Source organism: Pedobacter sp. D749, assembly GCF_019317285.1.
Classification (GTDB): Bacteria; Bacteroidota; Bacteroidia; order Sphingobacteriales; family Sphingobacteriaceae; genus Pedobacter.
This window is the reverse complement of the sequence record NZ_CP079218.1, coordinates 3,768,988-3,789,850: the sequence shown is the minus strand read 5'-3', so window position 1 is coordinate 3,789,850 and position 20,863 is coordinate 3,768,988. Positions and strand designations below refer to the sequence as shown.

Genomic DNA, 20,863 nt, shown 5'->3' with positions numbered 1-20,863 from the left:
ATAGATAATTTAGAGGTCTAAATAGGGGATATGAAAACCATTTTAACAACCGGTAGCAATGGTCTTTTGGGACAAAAAATTACAGAAAAAGTGTTGCTTGAGGGACGGGTAAATCTGATAGCTACATCGGTAGGTGTAAACCGTTATCCTGTTAAAGAAGGATATGAGTATGCAGAAATGGATATCTTAAAGCCTGAACAGGTGAAAGAGGTTATTGAAAAATATCGTCCTGACGCGGTTATACATACTGCTGCAATGACTAATGTAGATACCTGTGAGGCAAATAAGGAGCTTTGCCATCGGTTAAATGTTGATGCAGTTGGAACCTTGTTATCTATGTGTGAGGAAAAAAATATCCAGTTGATTCATTTGAGCACCGATTTTGTTTTTGATGGACTAGACGGGCCTTATAAAGAGGAAGATGCTGTAAATCCGGTCAGTTATTATGGTAAATCTAAGGTGCTGGCTGAAGAACTGATCAAAAAATCTAATGCAAATTGCGCTATTTTAAGAACAATATTAGTGTATGGTATTAGTAATGATATGAGCCGGAGTAATATTGTGCTTTGGGCTAAGGGAGTATTAGAAAAAGCATCACCCATAAATGTGGTGAATGACCAATGGCGCATGCCGACCTTGGCCGAAGATCTGGCAGAGGCCTGCCTGCTGGCTGTTGAAAAAGATGCTAAGGGGATTTACCACATATCGGGTAAAGATTATATGAGCATTGCCGATTTAGTGCGGAAAGTTGCCGGCTATTGGAAGCTGGATGACTCGTTTATTAATGAAATAAGTTCGGCAAGTTTAAACCAAGCTGCTAAAAGGCCTGTAAAAACAGGATTTGTGCTGGATAAGGCCATTAAAGATTTAGGATACAATCCGCATTCTTTTGAAGAAGGATTGTTAATTTTGGAGCAGCAAATGGATAAAGCAAATTAGTTCATTTGTCATTGGTTCATTAGGCTAATGTAACACGAATGAACAAATGTCTAATGAACAACAGAACGAATTAAATATATTTAACCTATAAAAAAAAAGTACAAATGGCATTACAAGTTGGCGATATCGCCCCTGATTTTAAATTATACAGTTCTGATTTAACAGAGATTTCTCTTTCAGGCTTTAAAGGCAAAAAAGTAATTATTCACTTTTTTCCAATGGCTTTTACCGGAACGTGTACCGAGCAGTTGTGTACCATGCGCGATAATTTCAGTTATTATGAAGGAATAGATGCACAGGTAATTGGCATATCTGTTGATTCTCCTTTCTCTTTGGCTAAATTTAAAGAAGTACAAAGTTACCAGTTTCCATTATTGTCTGATTTTAACAAAGAAGTATCGGCAGCGTATGGTGCGTTTTACGATGAATTTGTCTTCGGATTAAGAGGTGTTTCTAAAAGAGCAGCTTTTGTGATCGATGAAGAAGGAAAAATTGCTTATGCTGAAGTTTTGGGAAATGCAAAGGATTTGCCTGATTTTAAAGCAATTAATGATGTGTTAGCAGCATAAAGCAAATTCTGCAAAGAATTATTTTAAGATTTTTTAAAATTTAATTGGAAATTAAAATATCAAATTATACCTTTGCAGTCCGTTAACGATACGGAAACGCATTTGTAGCTCAATTGGATAGAGCATCTCACTACGGATGAGAAGGTTTGGGGTTCGAATCCCTACAAGTGCACTAAAAGGGAGAATTTTTCAATTCTCCCTTTTTTTGTCTATATTTGTTTTATAAACAACTCATTTTCAATTGATTAAATAATTAAAAATTTAGTGTTACAGGTGTTGGATAAATGACATTTCATAGTAGAGCTTTGAGTCGAACAGATCTATAACTCTCTCTTTCCAGGGTGTCCAATTTATTGTACTTAACGTCTGGAAGAAGCTCCATTCGTCGATTTAGGATATTGAATCTCATTAGAAGTATTTCCAGACCTAAGAACAGCGGTTCCCCATACATCAATTTTGCTCTTTGTAAGCGTTAAACCATCTGCGGTAGTGTCTGAATGTAGGATGGATTAACCGGGATTTACTGAGGAACAAACCATGATATTCAATAAAATCATTTTATTGAATATCATGAAGCTGAATGAGTTATTGTCCGGAATGGCCTGATTTTATTTCCTCTTCTTTTCTTAAACTTTCTTTGTGAATAGCATTGAAAACTTCAGTTACAAAATCCGGCGATAAATCATGCTTTTTACCCGCTGCTATATTTTTATCCAGCACCTGCTGAAAACGTGCGGCCTGTAGGGGCGGGATGTGGTTCTTTGCTTTATAAATTCCTATTTCTTTCACTACAAGTTCGCGCTGCCCCAATAATTCAATGAGTTGCTGATCTAAGGAATCTATTTTCTTTCTATTACTTTCCAATGGGTTCATGGTAGAGGATGGAGAAGTTGATTGTGCAAACAGGCGGTCGCTACCAATGATGAGTAAGGTAACGAGTAAAAATTTTTGAAGTTTCATAACCCATTAACGTCAATTGAAACGTAATTGATATTAAAAGTTTCATTATTATTTATAGAAAGCTGATTAATGATGTATTTTAATATTAAATAAAGAATGGGTTTACAATGATTTAATGTTAACAATGATTTTCATTTGTGAAGCCGCCTATATCAATAGTATATTCCTCAGTACATTATTTATTTCCAGATTAAAAGATCTAGGCTCTATTAAATATTTCAATGGATAAGGCGAATAATTAACGTTGAGCAAATTGAACTATTCATGCTGAGCAATATTCAATTAGAAACAAAGATTATATCCTAATCATTATCATATTGTTATTGGTGTGCTTTTACCCATTTCTGTTTACAATAAATTAGTTCTATTTTTACTCATCAATGGACCAGGACTATGCTACGTATGATGACGACAAGTTACTCTCGCTATTAATAGATCGGGATAACAGGGCTTTTTCAGAAATTTATAACAGATACTGGCCATTATTGTACAAACATGCTCTGCGGATGCTCAAAGAAGGGAACGAGAGTGAAGATGTAGTTCAGGAGGTATTTACGAAGTTATGGCAGAAAGCACCTCAATTGCCAGCTGATACTTCAATTGGGGCATATCTTTATGTTTCCACCAGAAATGCAATTTTGAATTTTTTTAGTAAAAATCAAGTGCATCATGCTTATTTAACCGATCTAGGTCAATTTTTGGATCAGGCGCAGGAAATCACCGATCATCTCATTAGAGAACGCATTTTAACCAAACTAATTGAAGAGGAAATTGAAAAACTGCCTCCACGAATGCGCGAGGTTTTCGAGCTAAAACGAAAACAAAATCTTTCCTATAAAGAAATTGCGGGCATTATGGATATTTCTGAGCTTACTGTTAAAACGCAAATGAACAAAGCTATTTCTACATTGCGGACCAAATTTGGTAGTCATTTACCCTCTTTCTTTATCTCATTATAGCGCTATTTTCAATAAATTAATAAAAAAGTAACTTTTTTTTAATATTGGATACAACATTGCCTTGAGCTAGCTGTCATACTATATATACTACCTGTAATAAACATGAACAAACAAACTATAAGTGGATTTATCAGAGACTATCTTGATAATAAACTTACAGCAAAACAAAATGCCCGGCTTGAAACCTGGTATTTGTTAAAAGCTGAAGAAAATAAATCTGTTGATCCACCACCAATAGAATATGAAAAGTTACAAGCCAAAATCTGGGCCAAAATTCTTTCCGATGTTTCACAAACAGCACCGGAATTGCCTAAGGTTCAAAAGTTAAACCGTTCATATAAAAGAATAATTTCAATAGGAATTGCCGCAAGCATATTATTGATCGCTGGAATAGGTTACCTGATGCTTAAGAATAACAGTACCACTCATGATCGGTTTGTTATTGCAAAAAAATATGACCTGCCTGCTGGTACTGATAAGGCAATATTAACTCTATCTAATGGTAGGGTAATTGATTTAAATAAGGATGCTGTTGGAAAAATTGCAACCGAAGCTGGAATTGAAATTACAAAATCCTCAGAGGGAACTTTGGTTTACAAGGCTTTAAATACAAAAGGTAAAAGTGTTGGGTTTAATACCATTACTACACCTATTGGCGGACAATATACTATTATCTTGCCTGATGGGTCAAAAGTTTGGTTAAATTCAGGATCATCTTTGAAATATCCGACAGCTTTTGCGGCAAGTGGAAGAAACGTAATCTTAACTGGCGAAGGATATTTTGAAGTTGCGCATATAGAGGGAACTAAAGGGAGAGTGCCTTTCTCGGTATCAGTGATTAAAAACAATGCTCAATCAGAAAAGGTGCAGGTGTTGGGAACGCATTTCAATATCAATGCCTATGCGGATGAGCCTTTTATTAAAACTACTTTACTTAAAGGAAGCGTAAGCGTTGCTTTAAATGATAATAAAACTACATTGCTCAAACCGGGTCAACTGGCAAGGCTGAGTAATCAAAACATACAGGTACAAGAGGCAGATACTGAAATGGCAGTTGCCTGGAAAAATGGAGCGTTTGTATTTAGAGAAGATTTACGCAGCGCTATGAGAAAGGTAGCTCGATGGTATGATGTAGAAATAGTTTATGAAGGAACTGCACCAGAAAATTTAATGCTGGGCGGTTGGATGTCGAGAGGCACAAATATTTCAGAAGTGCTCAACCATATTCAGTTAACAGGAAAAGTACACTTTAAACTTGAAGGAAGGAGGGTAATCGTTTCTAAATAAATTAAAAACGATTCCAAAAAAAACCAGAAGTGCTTGGCGGCACCCCTGGATAATTGGTAGTCGACAATAATTAATCAACTAATAATCGCATAAGGTCCTGATTTCGAAGCCCGGGCCGAATGCAATAACCAAACAAACAAATGTATAAAAATTTTACTTCACTCGGATTGCTTAACCGGCAGTTCCGAAAACTGCTACTCGTTATGCGACTAACTGCTGCGATTCTTCTTTTAACGTTGATGCAAATCAGTGCATCAACAATGGCACAAAAAGTTTCCATTGTTGAAAAAAATGCGCCATTGGAACGCGTGCTGAAAGAGATACGTAAACAGAGTGGTTACGACATTATTTATGACCTCAATATTATTCTGGATGCTAAACCTGTTTCCATCAATGTAAATCAGGTTAGTGTATTCGAGGCTATTCAAAAATCATTAAATAACCAGGCCCTTTCTTTTTCGCTGGATGGTAAAACTATTGTAATTAAAGAAAAAAGTGTAACTGATAAGCTGGTTGATATTGTAAAGGCCATTGATGTAAAGGTTTCGGTAAGGGATTCTTCAGGCAGGCCGCTTCCAGGAGCCAATGTGTACAACAAAACAATCAATAAGATGTACACTACCGACAAAAACGGAGACTTAGTAATTAATGATGTGCCTGCCAATGGTTATGTTCTGCAAATCAGTTATCTGGGCTTTAGGGGCGAGGAGATTTTCGTTGACCGGAAAACGATTACTTATTATATCACACTCAGACAGTCTACAGCTGCCCTGGAAGAAGTATCCGTGGTTTCAAACGGATATCAGAAAATAAGCAAGGAGCGTGCCGCAGGTGCTTATGCGGTTATCACCGGTAAAGAACTTGCTGCTAATCCCGCTGTAAACATTCTGGAACGACTGGAAGGGCAGGTAGCGGGCGTGAAGTTCGATATCAAAGGCAACGCCGTTCAGATTCGCGGCGTAAATAATTATGCAGGTGGTAGTGGCCTCCCGCTTATTGTAGTGGACGGATTTCCTTTAATGAATTCCAGTGATCTCGCAACCCTAACCAAACAGGTGGCCGGCAATACTTTTGGTAATTCAATTATCAGCAACATCAATATGGCAGATATTGAGCAGATTACTTTCCTTAAAGATGCTTCAGCTTCATCTATATGGGGTTCAAGAGCAGCAAATGGTGTAATTGTAATTGAAACTAAGAAAGGAAAAAAAATTGCCCCTTCATTGAACGTTGGTTATGTTTTCGGTATTTCAAAAAATCCATCCATTGCCGATTTACATTGGATGACCAGCGCGCAATACATTGATTTAGAGCAAGAGATGGTAGATAAAGGGCTACTTGTAGACCCTGCTTCTGTAGATCCAAGCAATGCCATCTACACCCCCAACAATAGTGAAGCAACGGAATGGATGTTCAGGGTTAAACGGGGTACAGCGACTGTGGCACAGCGCGATGCCGCATTGGCCGAAATTGCATCAAGAGATGGTATGAAACAGATTGAAGATAAATTATTGCAAAATGCAGTTAACCATCAGTACAATCTTTCTTATTCAGGGGGATCGGAATCGAGTACCTACTACATATCAGGAAACTATACTAAAGATGTACCGGTTTTTAAAAGCAATTATGGTGAAAATGCTTTTGTAAATGCGAATACCTCAACCGATCTTTTTAACAAAAAAATAACCCTGAGGACTTTAATTAATTATCAGTACTCTAAATCGCAATACAATGCAGCTGCGACAAATGCGCTATCAGTAAGCACTACAGCATTACGCCCTTATGATTTATTGCAGGATGCAAATGGTAATAGTATCGGCAGAAATATTATCATTCCCGATGCTTTAGCAAATAAAATGGTTGGCCAGGGTTATTTGCCATTTACTTACAATACATTAGATGAGTTAAATTATTCAAATTCAATTACAAAAAATAATGTATTAAGATTGAGTGCCGGACTTAACGGAAAGATTGCTAAATGGTTAAATGCAGACGTTTCGATAATCAATCAACGCCAGTTTGGTAGCTTGTACACACTTGACGATTTAAATAGTTATGCAGGCAGGATACTCGTAAATACCTATACTGTACTTAATAACAATGGTCGCGCATCAAATACGGTTAATTACGGCGGGCGCTACATTACCTATGGTAGTACGTCATCAGAAAATACAATCAGAGGTCAGTTAAATTCTGACTTTAATATTGGTGGTAAGCATCAGTTTAATATTATTGCCGGAACTGAACTCCGGGAAACTTTCTCAGAAAATACTTCTGAAACCAGATATGGATTTGATGCGGACACCCGTACAATTGCAACCATTAACCCTACCCAACAGTACCCAACCATGTATGGCTATACTCAATCCTTTGGTGTGAATTTAAGTGGCCTGCCTAGTGCTCGTAGAAGGTATTTATCTTATTACGGTAACGCCTCATACAGCTATCAGGAAAAATATTTTGTTACTGGTAGTTTAAGGTTTGACGATGCCACGGCATTGGGGCTTGACAGGCGCAAAAGAGCCATACCGTTTTGGTCGGTTGGTTTGAGGTGGAATGCAAACAAAGAAGAATTTTTACAGCATACAGAATGGCTGAATACACTTAGCTTTCGTGCAACTTTAGGTACAGCTGGTGTAGCGCCTCAGGCTGGTACAAATGTGCCGCTGATAAGCATAACAGGGAGTGATCCCAGAACCAGCCAGCCGATAGCCAATATCGATAATCCGGCTAATTCTGATCTGGGTTGGGAAACCACAAAAATGGTCAACCTGGGAATTGATTTTGGATTTTTTAAAGGCAGATTAAATGGAACCTTTGATGTGTATGGCAAAAGAACAAGAGGTATTTTAGCACCCTTTGCCTTCAACCCAACTTACGGATGGTCGAGTCTCTCTTTCAATAGTGGAACGTTAAGTGGCGGTGGTTATGAATTTACTTTAAACGGTGAAATTATCAGGGCTGGAAAGTTCAGTTGGAAATCCATATTGAATTTTGGTTATAATACCAATAAGGTTAATGATCAACGATTTGCCAATAACGCAAGTAGTATAGCAGGAACACCGGCAACGATTGAGGGCATGCCTTTGGGGGCGACCTATGTTTATCGTTTTGCAGGGCTTGACAACAAAGGGCAATCTCAGATCTATGATCGCAATAACAACATCATCAGCAATACAACCAACCTTACCAATGCATTTACGAAAGATGATTTAGTTTATGCGGGCAGACGGTATGCACCTTATACGGCAGGTTTCAATCACAACTTCAGCTATGGTCAGTTAGAGTTAGGTGTAAGATTTGTAGGTTATTTTGGCCATGTTTTCTTAAAAAATGCCGTAACCAATTATCCAACAAGTACAGATTTTGCCTATAATGGCGTTTTAGGCAGACAGGGAGAACTGGCTAATCGCTGGAGAAAACCAGGTGATGAAGCAAATCCCGATGTTATCCCCGGGATAACAGGCGTGAACTTTAACAGCATTAACCGCTACCGTTTTTCAGATGCATTGGTTCGAAATGCAGATAACATCCGCTTACAACAGGTTTCTCTTTCTTATATCGTTCCGCAGCGCTTCCTGCCCCGCAACTTTGTGAAATCTTTGTCACTATCGGCAAACGTGCGAAACCTGGGAATTGTTTGGCGCGCAAACAAGGACGGTATCGATCCTGAATTTATCAATACAGGGAATTTTGGTAGTACAACACCTACGCCAAGTTATGTTTTTGGAATTAACGCAACGCTATAATCAACATGAAAAATAGATATTCAATTATATTGTTTGCCTTAGCAATTACTTTGGCAAGCTGCAGAAAATATGTGGAGATTGATCCGCTTTCAACCAGGACACTAAAATATACTTCGGACTTTAGGAATACCATGAACAATAATGCTGTTCTGGAAGGAACTTATTCTTATCCGATTTTGTCAGGTGATGACATAGAGATCACTGATGCGACCAGGCAAAATACACTTGGGGATATTTTGGGCAATGTGTACACCTGGGCGCCAAAATATACCTCCGATAGCCAAAGCGACGCCGATTGGGATAAACTATATAAAACTATTTATGTATGCAACCAGGTTTTGGACGGCGTTCTGACTTCTCAGAATGGAACGGAAGCGGAGAAGCAGCGGATTTATGCAGAGGCTTTGGTACACCGGGCTTATACTTATCTGGTGCTGGTGAATATGTACGGCAAGCAATATAATGCGGCCACTGCATCAACAGACCTGGGCGTTCCACTGCTAACCACACCAAATTTATTTACTAAACTCAACAGAGCATCTGTTGAGGATGTTTATAAACAGATATTAGGTGATTTAAGAACATCAATAAGTCGTTTGCCTTCGGTTGCAGAGTATAATGTACGCCCGGCGAAAGTATCAGGCTATGCCATATTCGCCAAGACCTATTTAAATATGCGCGATTTTAGCAATGCAGCCTTATATGCGGATAGCGCCCTGGCCTTGCAAAGTGGCTTACTCGACTTAAAAACCTACGAAAATGCGTCTGGAACTATTCCAGTTAGACTATTAAATCCGGAAATTATTTTTTCTAAAATCGCAAATGTTGCTTACCCTGCTACTTCCCTAAGTAGTGATTTATTGACTTCTTTGGGAACAACAGATTTACGCTACAAGTTATTCTCAGATTTGGGGAGTCGGTTTCCACGCCAGTTTAGCGCTTCTTTTACGGGAAGGGCATCTACCAAATACATGATCAATGAGTTTGTTCTCAGTAACGGACCTACTGTGCCTGAGATGATGCTAATTAAAGCAGAATGTCTGGCCAGGGGCGGAAAAACTGCAGATGCGATGAGTTTGGTCAATAATTTGAGAATTAAGCGCTTTACAACGGCCAATTATGTTCCGTTAACAGCGGCAAGTGCCAGTGATGCACTGCGTATAGTTGTTGAAGAGAAAAGACGGGAGTTTTTTGGAACAGGTATGCGCTGGTTTGACCAGAAACGTCTGAATCTTGACAACGATTTCGCCGTAACAAAAAATCGCAGTTTCAAAGGTGTTAATTATACTTTACAACCCAACAGCAACCTTTACTTATATCCTATTGGAGATAAATACATTCTTTTGAACCCCGAATTGCAACAAAATCCTAGATAAAAAATCAATCCATGAAAAAACATTTTTTTAGAAAATGTATGCTACTGCTTTGCCCGTTTTTCGGGCAGCAGTTAGCTGCACAAACGGTAACCTGGCAGCCCGAAATATTAAAGCAAAACCAGAAAATCAGCTTTCAATACCAGCCTAAAGGTGGCGATCTCGAATTTAGTGACGGGCCTAAAGCACTCGCGGCAGTATACAGCGGTAGCAAATGGAGCACTGTTCCGGTTCAGTTAGCGAAAAAGAACGACATGTGGACTGGGAGTTATCAGCTTCCGGATCATGCGGTATTAATCGCTTTAAAATTTTATCAGGGTGATGACCTTCAGAATCCTGAAGCGATCGACAATCAGAATGGTAAAGGTTATTATCACCAGGTTGTGGATACTAAGGGAAAAATAGTTCCGGGTAGCTACCTGGCAGAGGCCAGTTTCAAAGCAGGTGCAACCGGCGATTGGACAATGAACAGCTTTGTTAGTCCTTCCAAAGATCAAAAGACGATAGATTCTTTGCTGCAAAAGGAAGAAAAGCTTTCTAAGCGTATACCAAGAACACTTTTGTTCAATTATCTTGACCTTAAGCAGCTCACCATGCCTGCTCCTGAGTTCAGCGTAATGGCTGATAACCTGTTAAAGAGCGAGCTGAAAAATGAAAAACTTGATGAGCAGTTTTTGGCGCAGGCACAACGCTATTACGAAAAGTTAAAAAATAAAAGTGGTTCAGCTACAGTAGAATCAATTATTTTCAAAGATTATCCTAAAAGCAGCACAGCCAGGTTTTTAGCCTTCAGAAAATATACAGAGGGAAAATACGGAAAGGATTTCGAAACAGGTGCTGAAGATTTTCTGAAGGCTTTTCCATATATGGAATGGAATAAATCACCGGACAGCCAGGGATTTGTTTACTATACAATATACAGAAATTTGGCAACACAGTATTTTGAAGACGGGCAAAATGAAAAATTTTTAGGACTCTTTAAGGATATTGATTTTAAAACTGCCAACGAAATCTACCGCTGGAATATAACGCGAAATCAAATGTCCATGTCAGGTAAAGCCGATTATAAATTACTTTATGAGTTAAGCAAAAAGATTATTCCTTACCTTTTGGAACGCCAGCATGATCAGTCTTATCTAACTGACTTCGGTAGGGATGCGGTAAAAGCACAGGGAAACGCCGATAAGCAAATGGATGATCGTTTATTTACTCATGTTGCGTTAGCCGTCAACCAAAAAGATTTCGCCGCAGCAAAAAACTTTTTTCAGTACCTATCTAAAGAGGGCACTTATGGTAACGCCGATATGAATGCCATGCATCTTCGTGTATTGAGCGAACTGAAAGATGACCAGGCCATTAAACCCTTTCTTGAAAACAGCGTAGCAGCCAATGCGGTTACTCCTGAAATGTTTGCCAAATTAAAGGAAGTATATAAAAGCGAACACCAAGGCCAGGAAAAAGGCTATGAGCAGTATCTTGCTGGTTTAACGCCATCTGACAAGAAAAATGAAATGAGGGCACATGTAATGTCGAACATGGTTAATTATCCGCTCACGCCATTTAGTTTAGAAAATGCCGACGGCAAAATGGTTAATTCTAAAGATTGGGCCGACCAGATTGTGGTCATCGACTTCTGGGCAACCTGGTGCAGACCATGCATTGAAGCTTTCCCTGGGATGCAACTTCTGGTTGACCACTATGCTAAAGACCCACAAATTGGCATTTACATGATCGGCACGATGCAAGCTGGCGATTACAAAGCTAAATCTGTGAACTACGTAAAAAGTCAGGGCTTTCGTTTCAACCTTTTGCATGATGCTATTAGTTCAACAGGGGCGCAAGATCAGGTATTTAAGAGCCTTTTACCACTGTTTAAACAGTCATCTATTCCACGCAAAATCATAGTTAAAAATGGCGTAGTGCGCTACAGCTCAGAAGGATATTCCGGTAGTCCGAGTCAGTTAAGCGATGAATTATCTACCGCGATTGAAATATTAAGAGCAGAGAAATAATAAAATGAAGAGAGCGAAAATATTATGGAGCATACTTGTGCTATTGATTAGCTATAATGCCCATGCACAAATGAATCCGAAAATAAAATTGCAGGATGCACTTAAACTTATTCAGGATAATTATGTAGATCCGGTAAATGATGAGCAGGTTGTTGATGCGGCCATTAAAGCGATGTTAAGCAGCCTCGATCCGCATTCAAGTTACATTAGCCGCGAAGAAATTGAAGCCATGAATGAGCAAATGACTGGTAGTTTTGCCGGTATCGGGATCTCATTTGCGATGGTGGCTGATAGTACCTTTATAACGGGTATTAATCCTGATGGGCCGGCAGCAAGAGCAGGTTTGCAGGTAGGCGACCGGATTAGTACGGTTGACGGAGCCTCTATTTTTGGTAAAGGTTTAAGAAACCAGGATGTGATGCGACTGCTGCGGGGCGAAAAAGGGAAGGCCGTTAAGTTAGGCATTATGCGGAAGTCGCAAACCGCACCGCTCGAATTTAATGTGATGAGGGAACTGATCGCTGATCTTTCCATCAATACCAGTTACATGGTAAGCAAAAATGTAGGCTACATTTCGTTAGCTATTTTCAGCCAGTCAACCAGAAGGGAAATGGATGCAGCATTAAAGAAATTAAAGGCTTTAGGCATGACCAAATTAATCCTGGATTTACAATCTAATGGAGGCGGACTTGTTGAAGCTGCTATCGGCGTAGCTGACGAATTCCTTCCGAAGGAGAAACTGGTTTTCTATTCGGTAACCAACTCCGGTGTAAAAGATAATTATATGACTGGTGGTTTTGGTCAGTTTATGACAGGCGATCTGGTGGTCTTGATTGATGAGTCAACGGCTTCGTCAAGCGAAATATTAACAGGTGCTCTACAGGATTGGGACAGGGCTGTGGTCATTGGCAGAAGAAGTTTTGGTAAAGGCATCATGCAAAAAGGCCTTGAATTGAGCGATGGTTCAGTAATCAAATTGACAGCAGCACGTTACTACACGCCATCTGGCAGATCGATTCAGAAACCCTATGCAAAAGGTAAAACGGATTACTTTGAAGATTTTAACCGGCGTATGGCTTCTGGTGAACTTACAGAAGGAGGACATGTGAACTTTCCGGATTCTTTAAAACATACCACCCTCCTGAATAAAAGAACGGTTTATGGTGGTGGTGGGATTATGCCAGATAAGTTCATACCAATCGATACGGCACTGTACAGCGCATGGTTAAATAAATTGATGAACAGCGGACGGGTAACCCAGGCGGCTTTCAATTATGTACAACAAAACCGAAAAAACTTAACCGATAAATATGCGGACTTTGATGCTTTTGATCATTCCTTCAACATAGATGAGCAAATGATTGATCAGATCATGACCAGCGCGATTAAGCAGGGTCTTAAACTGCCACCGGTAACGGATAAGGTAGCGAGAAAAACTATTGCTGTAGAATTAAAGGCAGAAATGGCCGATATGCTCTATTTAGGTAAAGGTTATGCACTTCGCGTTCGAAATGAAGCGAGTACCGCTTTTAGTACAGCATTGGATATCCTGAATAACCAAAAAAATTATAATCAATTCCTGGAAGGTAAACCTTCTAAAAATACAACCGCTCCAACCAAAATCACGAAAAAATAATCTATAAACCATGAAAAAAACATTATTGGCAGCAACATTAGTGATAAGTGCTTTTGTTGCCTCTGCACAAACAGGCTATGTGATCAAAGGCCAGATCGGCAAACTGGGCAAACCTGCAAAAGCCTTTCTCTTAACTAAACTGGAAGGGAAGGAAAAACTAGATTCAGTAGAACTGGTTAACGGGGCTTTCACATTTAAAGGTTCAGTTCCTTCACCAATGGAGGCTACGCTTCGCCTGAAACACGACAAATCCATCGATACACCCGGACGACGCATTAAAATTGATGGCATGGCAATCATTCTAGGAAACGAGAATATCACCATTACCGGAAAAGATTCCATTAAAACCGCTACAATCAAAGGTTCTACTTTAACTGATGAAAGCAACAGAGTGGATGCCCTTTTAGCTCCTATTTATGGAAAACTGAAAGGTCTGGAAAAAGAATTTGCTGATCAGCCAGAAGCTAAAAAACAGGATAAAACCTATATCATGGATCTGGAAAAAAGAGCGAAAGTGATAGAGAAAGAGATTTTTGATGCCAAAATTAATTATGTGAAGCAAAATCCGAATAAGTATATGGCCTTGATGGCGCTTAATTCAACCTTAGGTCCGGGTTTCGATGCCATAGAGATGGAAAAAATCTTCGCCAATATTTCTCCTGAACTGAAGTCTTCTTTTTTTGGAAAGCAAGTAGCTGAGCGTATTGCTCACTTTAAAAAAACACAGGAAGGCGTAGACGCGCAGGATTTCTCTCAACCTGATGTAGACGGTAAAATGGTTAAACTTTCTGATTACAAAGGTAAATATGTGCTGGTCGACTTCTGGGCATCATGGTGTGCACCATGCCGGAGAGAAAATCCAAACCTTGTGAAGGTTTATGAACAATATAAATCAAAAGGATTCGAAATCTTAGGCGTATCAATGGATAAGGCTGCTGATAAAGCAAAATGGCTTAAAGCCATCGCTGACGATAAACTGACCTGGAAACAGGTTGCAGATTTAAAAGGATGGGAAAACGATGCCGCGGCTAAATATGATGTTAAAGCTATCCCAATGAATTTTTTAATCGATCCAAGCGGTAAAATTATCGCTAAAGAGCTTAGAGGTGCAGCCTTAGAAGCGAAAATCAAAGAAATATTTGACGGACGCGCTAAGTAAAACATCTTGATAGGTTAATGATGACTAATGCAGGTTGATGGATGTCGCCTGCATTTTTTGTATCATTTACTGTGGGCATATCAATTGACTACAGGATTAGTAATGCCGTAGCAAGATACCTAACCAGATCAAATCCATAAGGATAGTATGGCAACTATCAACGCTGCAGTCATGATTACGCTTCCTAATTTTAAAAATGTCCAGGCACTTACTGCTTGCCCCTCCCGTCTTAAAGCCACCAGCCATAGTATAGTAGCCAATGAGCCTGTTATGGAGAGGTTGGGGCCGAGGTCTATGCCAATCAGTACCGCGCTTTTAACCATATCTGGTGTATGTGTACTTTGCAGCACATTTCCTGCAATTAAACCGGCCGGCAAATTATTCATTAAATTGCAGGCTACGGCGGTCACGGTACCACTAATCCACACAGCTGCCGTCTCAGATCGTGCTATCGCATCATTTAACATTGCACTTAAATGTTGGGTCATCCCGGTTTTATTTAAGGCTTCTACTACTACAAATAAACCTGCCACCAACGGAAGTACTGCCCAGGATATCCCCTTAATAACATTGACCGGGTTTTTTCTTGCTCTGGCCAATACAATTGCGCTGGTGGTGATGCCGGTGATCAATGTAGGCAATCCAAGTTGAATATTCCAGGCCGAAGCAGCCAGTAAAACAGCTGCTGTTCCACAGATTCCAATTAAAGCTGTTTTACCGCCAGGGCTTAATTCAGGCAAACTAATGTCAGTTCTGATTTTCTGTTTAAAACAGTCGCGCTGAGAAAATCGGAGCATAAAATAAGTAACGGTAATGGCGCATATAGAGGGGATAAGGAACAAACTTAGCCAATGCATTAAGGATGGCATGTGTTTGCCATAAATGACCAGATTTGCAGGATTTGAAATGGGAAGCATAAAAGAAGCTGCATTAGCAATAAAAGCACAGATCAATAAATAAGGCAGTGGTTTTTCTACTTTAGCTGCTTTAACTGCAGCGGCCACGGCTGGCGTTAGCACAACTGCTGTCGCATCATTGGAAAGAAATGTGGTTACAATAACACCAACAAGGTAGATCAGCAAAAACAACTTTCCTGAAGATCCATTAGCCCTTAAAGTGGCATGAGCAGCCAGCCAATCGAACAGTTTTTCCTCCCGGGCTGTTTCTGCCAACAACATCATGCCCGTCAGGAATAAATAAACATCTAAACCTTTTGCTACCCCATAAAAGGCATCAGAGGGGCTAATCAGCTGAAATAATAATAATAAGGCAGCGCCACTTATGGCATACACCGCTTCTGTAACTTTAAAAGGCCTGATGATCACACCTGCTATTGCCAGGAAGGAAATGATCCAGATTAAGATGTTAGTCATATTTTTTTATAGCGCTAAAGATATTGGTTTTGCATTACGGTTAGGGCCAGGTGCGTATCTATAATTCCATTTTTTTTGGCTAGGTGCCGAGTCATTTATTACTATATTATTCTAATGAGAATTAATATAGATTAGCAAGCATCCTTGATTGTTTTTGCAAATATGATCCACAACAGGATGGAACCGATGGCGAACGCACCAAGGATCATAAAAGTAGTACTATAACCTATTCCCTGAGCTATCCAGCCTCCAATTGCCGGGCTAAATGAAGCACCTAGTCCCTGTACTGTCATCACAGCACCCTGTCCGATATTTACGCGTCCCGTGCCATTCAATATATGAGCAACCAATCCGGGAACTGCAACACTTTGCAGGCCGGCTCCAATTCCGTCTAAAATTTGTACGGGATAGATTCCTATGTGACTGTGCATATAAGCGGCAAATAAACCACGGATAGGTAACGATAGGAAAGAGATGAATAATACCAACCAGTAGCCTTTTTTATCTGCCATCTTCATGGCTAATAATGAGGTGCCGATCATGACCAGTTGCGCGATAATAATCGTCATGGCCACAAACATGGAAGCATTACCCTGGCCATTAGCGGCAGCGGCAAGGCCATAAAGTGGCAGCATAGCGCCGTTCCCCAAATGAAAAAATGCCAATGCACCTGCAAGTACTAATAATGATTTACACTGAAATAATACTTTAAATCCACTCGCTTTCTCATTTTTATCCCCCTCTTTCATGCCTCTTGCCACATGATCGTCAATGGATTTGGCCGGAATCAATAACACTGAAATAATGGATAGTACGCCAAAAAAAGCAGCCAGAAGAAATATTGCAGTTATGCCGAATTTATAACCCAGGTAACCAGAAAGCGCAGAACCGACCACATTGCCTGCATGATTAAATGCCTGGTTATACCCGTTTTGCTTGTTAAAGCCTTTTTGCTTGACTATGCCCAGTGTGATTCCGATTATAGCCGGACCGATAGCCGATCCGGCAATAGCTGTTGCCACCTGCGAAATGCTAACCAGCCAAAACTCCTGGGTGAATAAGATTATCGCCGAGGCCAATATGGTGAAGATCGCTGATATAACTACATAAAATCGCTTCCTTTTGGTGGCATCGATTAATGCACCAGCCGGAATAGTCATGATCATTCCGGCAACTCCGCCAATGGTCATGACTGAACCAATCAGTCCGCTTTTCCAGCCATGTGCTAAAAGGAATATTCCTAAAAATGGCCCGATTCCAGCCTGGAGGTCAGCCATGAAAAAATTAAGAGATTGTAATGGCCAGATTACCCTCTTATCTGTTACACCTGTTGCTACTTGTTTGCTCATATAATTTCCTTAACATCTTGAGCATTATTATGTTTAAACACTTAATAGGAATAATTTATATTAATTAATTGTAAATCAGATTGTTATGCTATTTTTTGATGGGATTAATTTTTCTTCATATTAAAAAGTGGTGCGAGATGACGTTTTAGATCAATACTGACCGCTATGCGCTGATTGGCAAGTCTACTATTGCTTCAAATGAAAAGTTGCTGCTTTCCATGTGGAAATTTCCATGATGTAATTGCGTGATCTCTTTAACCAGCCAAAGGCCAATGCCTGCACCGTTTGAGTCTATAGCCTCTCTATGGAAGGCATTTTGGAGATTTTCAGTGGGGAAACTTTCTTCGTTAATCGTATTTTTAAAGCTTATGGCGATATGATCTTTCAATGTGGATCGCTGAACAGAACAGTGGATGGTGGTATCTGGAGCAGCATATTTAACTGCATTTTCTATGAGGTTCATCAGTAAGATATTCAGTTTATCATCATCGGCAGTTATCAAAAATGTCTCTGCATCTTTATCAAAGTCAATCGTTGAGTTTAATCCTTTTTGTTGCAGAAATGGTTGGAACCTGTGAAATAACCGGAGTATAACCAATGAAAGATCAATTTGTTGCTTATGTAAGGTAATACCACTACTTTTTAACTGACTTACCAGTAAGAATTCCTGTACCACCTGTTGCAGCCTGTTAATTTCAGCAAGCTGACTTTTCATCAGGTTTGATAGCTCCGGCGCCAATACCGGCTTAGATAGCTGGACTTCTATTTCGGCGCGCATAATGGCCAGCGGTGTCTTTAATTCATGTGAGGCCGAGGCAAAAAAGTTTTGCTGCTGCTGTAACGATTCATCGATCCTCACTAACATCATATTTATGGTTTCCGTTAATTCCTGCAATTCATCATTCGTTTTCTTAACCGGAATTACATCCCTGAGTTTATGCGCATTGATAAGCTTTGCGGCTTTAATGATACGTTGCACCGGCTGTAATAAATAAAACGATAAAATATAGGCGATCAAACCTGCAAGCAAAACACTCAACAGGCTACAGGCAAAAAGCAGTAAGAGCAGGTATTGTAAATTATTATTTAATTGGTCTGCACTGCGTACGAGCATCAATTCGGCGGGGTTATCTTCATTACTGCTGATTACGTAGGCAACCCTCATTCCCAGGGTATCGGTTACGCCCGTCTTTGTAGGTGTGCGGATATTTTTAATGATCCCCGGCGACTGAAAAACTGTTATGGGCTTTCCTGCTGAATGGTATAATACCCGAATTGAGGTATTGTTATCAGGCAAAGGAATAATTGCCGGTAATACTTCGGTTTTATCCAAAAGTGTTTGGGCCCTGGCTATTAAATAGGCATCATTATCGGATATCATCAGCATCCTGATCTTCCGGTAACAGTAGAGGTTGAAGGAGAAACTCAACAAAATAAAGATCAGGCTGAATGCTGCCGTTATTTTTAATTTGATACCGAACTGAAGCTTTCCTGTCATTTAGCCTTGTTTTACGTCGCCTTTCAGTACATAACCCCGCCCAACAACCGTGTGGATCAATTCTTCATCATAACCTCTATCCATTTTTTTTCGAAGCTGGTAAAGGTGTACTTCTATTACATTGCTGCCGGGATCGAAGTTTATGTCCCATACTTTTTCGAGAATCTGTGATTTTGTTACTACGTTGTTCTGATTGGCGAGCAGGAACTCCAGTAAGGCAAATTCACGATTACTCAGTATCACTGGTTTACCAGCCCGGCTAACTTCTCTTGTCAGCAGGTCTACCTTGAGATCCGAAACCTGTAATTTGAGGGAACCCTGTGCTAAAGACCGGCGTTGTACAGAACGTACCCTGGCTAACAATTCATCAAGCTCAAATGGCTTTTTAAGGTAATCAATAGCGCCATGGTCAAGCCCGTTTATCACGTGCTCTGTATCGTTTAATGCACTTATTATAATCACCTGCGTTTGGTTATTAAAACTGCGCAGGTTTTTTAAAACTTCCAACCCATTAAGTGTGGGTAACATCATATCCAATAAGATAAGATCATAATTGCCAACCATAGCCGTTTCCAAGCCTTTATTACCATCGGCAACCTGATCACAGATGTGACCGGCCTGCGTAAGGGCGTCAGCAATAAATCCTGCTAACTTTAACTCATCTTCTATTAATAATATTTTCATCTTACCAGGAATGTTTTGTTATCTATCGTAATGCTAAGCACAATGTATACTTTATCATGATTTATATTAATAAAGCCCTGGTCATCCTGACGCCTCACCGCTACAAGATGAAATATGTCGCTTTCTTTGATGAGGTGTGCGATATCATCTACCAGCCCCGGCTTAAAGTGAAATAAAAGGTTATTCTTTCTCAGGGCCACAATACCACCATATTGATCTGTGATCAAAACAGGTTTCTCCAGTTTAAATTTTTCTGTTTGCTGATTTGGAACATCCGGAGGCGGGGGTAAATCCCCGAGAGTCTGACTAATGCCCGTTCTATTATTCTTAATGGCTATTAATTGGTAACCAACTACTTCATCGCTCGGGTTTAAACCATAAGTTACCGTAACCAATTCTCCAATGGTACCAATCCTGGTTACCCATGCTGCTGTATGTGGTCGAAAATCAATAGTGATTGAACCAGCCTTTTCGGTTTTCAGTTCCAATGCATTGATATCTAAATGAGGATTGTTTTTATATCTGGTAACGATTCCGGTAATTATCCGTTGTTTTTGCAGGCGTTCCATCGGTGGCCTGTCAAGTTGTATTGGAGCTTTCGGTAATAAAGGCACAGGAGGTTTTATTAATAACCAGATAATAACCAATAGTAAAATAATGATCACGACCAGCAGGGGGCGGTAATTTTTCATCGTTAATGGCTCTACGTCATTATCTTGCTCCATTTTCATACAATCTGCAAAATACCATTATATTTTATCAGTTAACAGCGAAGCAGCCAATTAGTTCATACGCGTCAACAATTAATTTAAGATTGGGAGAGCGAAGTAGCTCTCCCAATCTAACCCTATCGTGTGGACACATATCTTTTAGTTTACATTTGTTTTTAGCGTCGTTGCCTAGGTCGATCGTCATGCTGATAGAAAGCTTTGATATCTTAAAAACTATACTTTGGAAATAAATGTTGATTTTTTCCGCTCTATGCCGCGGTGGCATGGTACTTTGGAGCGCCAAAGTACCCAAAGCGCTTGTCAATCCAGCAATGGGCCTTTTACACAATCTCACGCACATCAAAAAAACAGCGGCACTTTGTTTTGTATTCAATGCTATTTTGAGTTTTAATTCAGTGATTACGAACACAAAACCACTGCGTTTCAGGTTTGTTTGTGCAAATTGTAATGAACTACTCCTGTTTTTTTGATTCTCCTGCCCTTGGGATTGACGGCGTTCTTCGGTAAAACCTGTAAATTTATTAAAGCAAGCTAGCAAAACGTATAAAAAACCCAAACCTAAAGATGTGTCCACACGAAAGGATC

General features: G+C 39.8%; 16 protein-coding genes and 1 tRNA gene. 10 read left to right on the top strand and 7 right to left on the bottom strand.

Annotated features, from left to right (window positions below; translation table 11 throughout):
- Nucleotides 1–30: 30 nt before the first annotated feature.
- From KYH19_RS15195 to KYH19_RS15185, 3 genes are all read left to right on the top strand, one after another.
- Complete coding sequence (locus tag KYH19_RS15195; protein WP_219075728.1) at nucleotides 31–939, top strand: SDR family oxidoreductase; 909 nt, start codon at nucleotides 31–33, stop codon at nucleotides 937–939.
- A gap of 104 nt (nucleotides 940–1,043) precedes the next feature.
- On the top strand, nucleotides 1,044–1,508 hold the full coding sequence (locus tag KYH19_RS15190; RefSeq protein WP_219075727.1) for a redoxin domain-containing protein: 465 nt from the start codon (nucleotides 1,044–1,046) through the stop codon (nucleotides 1,506–1,508).
- A gap of 98 nt (nucleotides 1,509–1,606) precedes the next feature.
- A tRNA-Arg gene (locus tag KYH19_RS15185) sits at nucleotides 1,607–1,680 on the top strand.
- A gap of 413 nt (nucleotides 1,681–2,093) precedes the next feature.
- Here KYH19_RS15185 and KYH19_RS15180 read toward each other — a convergent pair.
- A complete protein-coding gene (locus KYH19_RS15180) occupies nucleotides 2,094–2,468 on the bottom strand; it encodes a chorismate mutase (protein ID WP_219075726.1) in 375 nt (124 codons plus the stop codon).
- A 380-nt stretch (nucleotides 2,469–2,848) separates the two neighbouring features.
- Here KYH19_RS15180 and KYH19_RS15175 point away from each other — a divergent pair, with 380 nt between their 5' ends.
- The 7 genes from KYH19_RS15175 to KYH19_RS15145 all read left to right on the top strand — a co-directional run bounded on the left by KYH19_RS15175 (nucleotide 2,849) and on the right by KYH19_RS15145 (nucleotide 14,643).
- Complete coding sequence (locus tag KYH19_RS15175; RefSeq protein ID WP_219075725.1) at nucleotides 2,849–3,427, top strand: RNA polymerase sigma factor; 579 nt, start codon at nucleotides 2,849–2,851, stop codon at nucleotides 3,425–3,427.
- Nucleotides 3,428–3,529: 102 nt separating this feature from the next.
- On the top strand, nucleotides 3,530–4,714 hold the full coding sequence (locus KYH19_RS15170) for a FecR family protein (RefSeq protein ID WP_132400378.1): 1,185 nt from the start codon (nucleotides 3,530–3,532) through the stop codon (nucleotides 4,712–4,714).
- A 140-nt stretch (nucleotides 4,715–4,854) separates the two neighbouring features.
- Nucleotides 4,855–8,463: a SusC/RagA family TonB-linked outer membrane protein gene (locus KYH19_RS15165; RefSeq protein ID WP_219075724.1), complete on the top strand. Its 3,609-nt coding sequence runs from the start codon at nucleotides 4,855–4,857 to the stop codon at nucleotides 8,461–8,463.
- 5 nt (nucleotides 8,464–8,468) lie between these two features.
- The gene (locus tag KYH19_RS15160) at nucleotides 8,469–9,839 is read left to right on the top strand and encodes a RagB/SusD family nutrient uptake outer membrane protein (RefSeq protein WP_219075723.1); all 1,371 of its coding nucleotides are present in this window, start codon (nucleotides 8,469–8,471) and stop codon (nucleotides 9,837–9,839) included.
- Nucleotides 9,840–9,850: 11 nt separating this feature from the next.
- Nucleotides 9,851–11,848, top strand: a complete 1,998-nt coding sequence (locus KYH19_RS15155; RefSeq protein ID WP_219075722.1) for a TlpA disulfide reductase family protein — start codon at nucleotides 9,851–9,853, stop codon at nucleotides 11,846–11,848.
- 4 nt (nucleotides 11,849–11,852) lie between these two features.
- A complete protein-coding gene (locus KYH19_RS15150) occupies nucleotides 11,853–13,484 on the top strand; it encodes a S41 family peptidase (RefSeq protein ID WP_219075721.1) in 1,632 nt (543 codons plus the stop codon).
- A 10-nt stretch (nucleotides 13,485–13,494) separates the two neighbouring features.
- Nucleotides 13,495–14,643 carry an AhpC/TSA family protein gene (locus KYH19_RS15145; RefSeq protein WP_219075720.1) on the top strand — a complete coding sequence of 383 codons (1,149 nt, stop codon included), beginning with the start codon at nucleotides 13,495–13,497 and terminating at the stop codon, nucleotides 14,641–14,643.
- 128 nt (nucleotides 14,644–14,771) lie between these two features.
- Here the strand turns inward: KYH19_RS15145 and KYH19_RS15140 are convergent, their stop codons facing one another.
- The 6 genes from KYH19_RS15140 to KYH19_RS15115 all read right to left on the bottom strand — a co-directional run bounded on the left by KYH19_RS15140 (nucleotide 14,772) and on the right by KYH19_RS15115 (nucleotide 20,852).
- The gene (locus KYH19_RS15140) at nucleotides 14,772–16,016 is read right to left on the bottom strand and encodes an arsenic transporter (RefSeq protein WP_219075719.1); all 1,245 of its coding nucleotides are present in this window, start codon (nucleotides 16,014–16,016) and stop codon (nucleotides 14,772–14,774) included.
- Between the two features lie 131 nt (nucleotides 16,017–16,147).
- The gene (locus KYH19_RS15135; RefSeq protein ID WP_219075718.1) at nucleotides 16,148–17,365 is read right to left on the bottom strand and encodes an MFS transporter; all 1,218 of its coding nucleotides are present in this window, start codon (nucleotides 17,363–17,365) and stop codon (nucleotides 16,148–16,150) included.
- Nucleotides 17,366–17,528: 163 nt separating this feature from the next.
- Nucleotides 17,529–18,863 carry a HAMP domain-containing sensor histidine kinase gene (locus KYH19_RS15130; protein ID WP_219075717.1) on the bottom strand — a complete coding sequence of 445 codons (1,335 nt, stop codon included), beginning with the start codon at nucleotides 18,861–18,863 and terminating at the stop codon, nucleotides 17,529–17,531.
- Entirely contained in the window at nucleotides 18,864–19,547 is a 684-nt protein-coding gene (locus KYH19_RS15125; protein ID WP_121283675.1) for a response regulator transcription factor, read from the bottom strand.
- Entirely contained in the window at nucleotides 19,544–20,272 is a 729-nt protein-coding gene (locus KYH19_RS15120; RefSeq protein WP_219075716.1) for a hypothetical protein, read from the bottom strand. Before KYH19_RS15120 ends, KYH19_RS15125 begins: the two co-directional genes overlap by 4 nt.
- A gap of 34 nt (nucleotides 20,273–20,306) precedes the next feature.
- Nucleotides 20,307–20,852 (bottom strand): hypothetical protein, encoded by a 546-nt coding sequence (locus KYH19_RS15115; protein WP_219075715.1) that lies wholly within the window; start codon nucleotides 20,850–20,852, stop codon nucleotides 20,307–20,309.
- Between the last annotated feature and the right edge of the window lie 11 nt (nucleotides 20,853–20,863).

Coding starts and splice junctions, on each gene's coding strand:
- KYH19_RS15195 (WP_219075728.1), top strand. CDS start 31: ATGAAAACCATTTTAACAACCGGTAGCAATGGTCTTTTGGGACAAAAA.
- KYH19_RS15190 (WP_219075727.1), top strand. CDS start 1,044: ATGGCATTACAAGTTGGCGATATCGCCCCTGATTTTAAATTATACAGT.
- KYH19_RS15180 (WP_219075726.1), bottom strand. CDS start 2,468: ATGAAACTTCAAAAATTTTTACTCGTTACCTTACTCATCATTGGTAGC.
- KYH19_RS15175 (WP_219075725.1), top strand. CDS start 2,849: ATGGACCAGGACTATGCTACGTATGATGACGACAAGTTACTCTCGCTA.
- KYH19_RS15170 (WP_132400378.1), top strand. CDS start 3,530: ATGAACAAACAAACTATAAGTGGATTTATCAGAGACTATCTTGATAAT.
- KYH19_RS15165 (WP_219075724.1), top strand. CDS start 4,855: ATGTATAAAAATTTTACTTCACTCGGATTGCTTAACCGGCAGTTCCGA.
- KYH19_RS15160 (WP_219075723.1), top strand. CDS start 8,469: ATGAAAAATAGATATTCAATTATATTGTTTGCCTTAGCAATTACTTTG.
- KYH19_RS15155 (WP_219075722.1), top strand. CDS start 9,851: ATGAAAAAACATTTTTTTAGAAAATGTATGCTACTGCTTTGCCCGTTT.
- KYH19_RS15150 (WP_219075721.1), top strand. CDS start 11,853: ATGAAGAGAGCGAAAATATTATGGAGCATACTTGTGCTATTGATTAGC.
- KYH19_RS15145 (WP_219075720.1), top strand. CDS start 13,495: ATGAAAAAAACATTATTGGCAGCAACATTAGTGATAAGTGCTTTTGTT.
- KYH19_RS15140 (WP_219075719.1), bottom strand. CDS start 16,016: ATGACTAACATCTTAATCTGGATCATTTCCTTCCTGGCAATAGCAGGT.
- KYH19_RS15135 (WP_219075718.1), bottom strand. CDS start 17,365: ATGAGCAAACAAGTAGCAACAGGTGTAACAGATAAGAGGGTAATCTGG.
- KYH19_RS15130 (WP_219075717.1), bottom strand. CDS start 18,863: ATGACAGGAAAGCTTCAGTTCGGTATCAAATTAAAAATAACGGCAGCA.
- KYH19_RS15125 (WP_121283675.1), bottom strand. CDS start 19,547: ATGAAAATATTATTAATAGAAGATGAGTTAAAGTTAGCAGGATTTATT.
- KYH19_RS15120 (WP_219075716.1), bottom strand. CDS start 20,272: ATGGAGCAAGATAATGACGTAGAGCCATTAACGATGAAAAATTACCGC.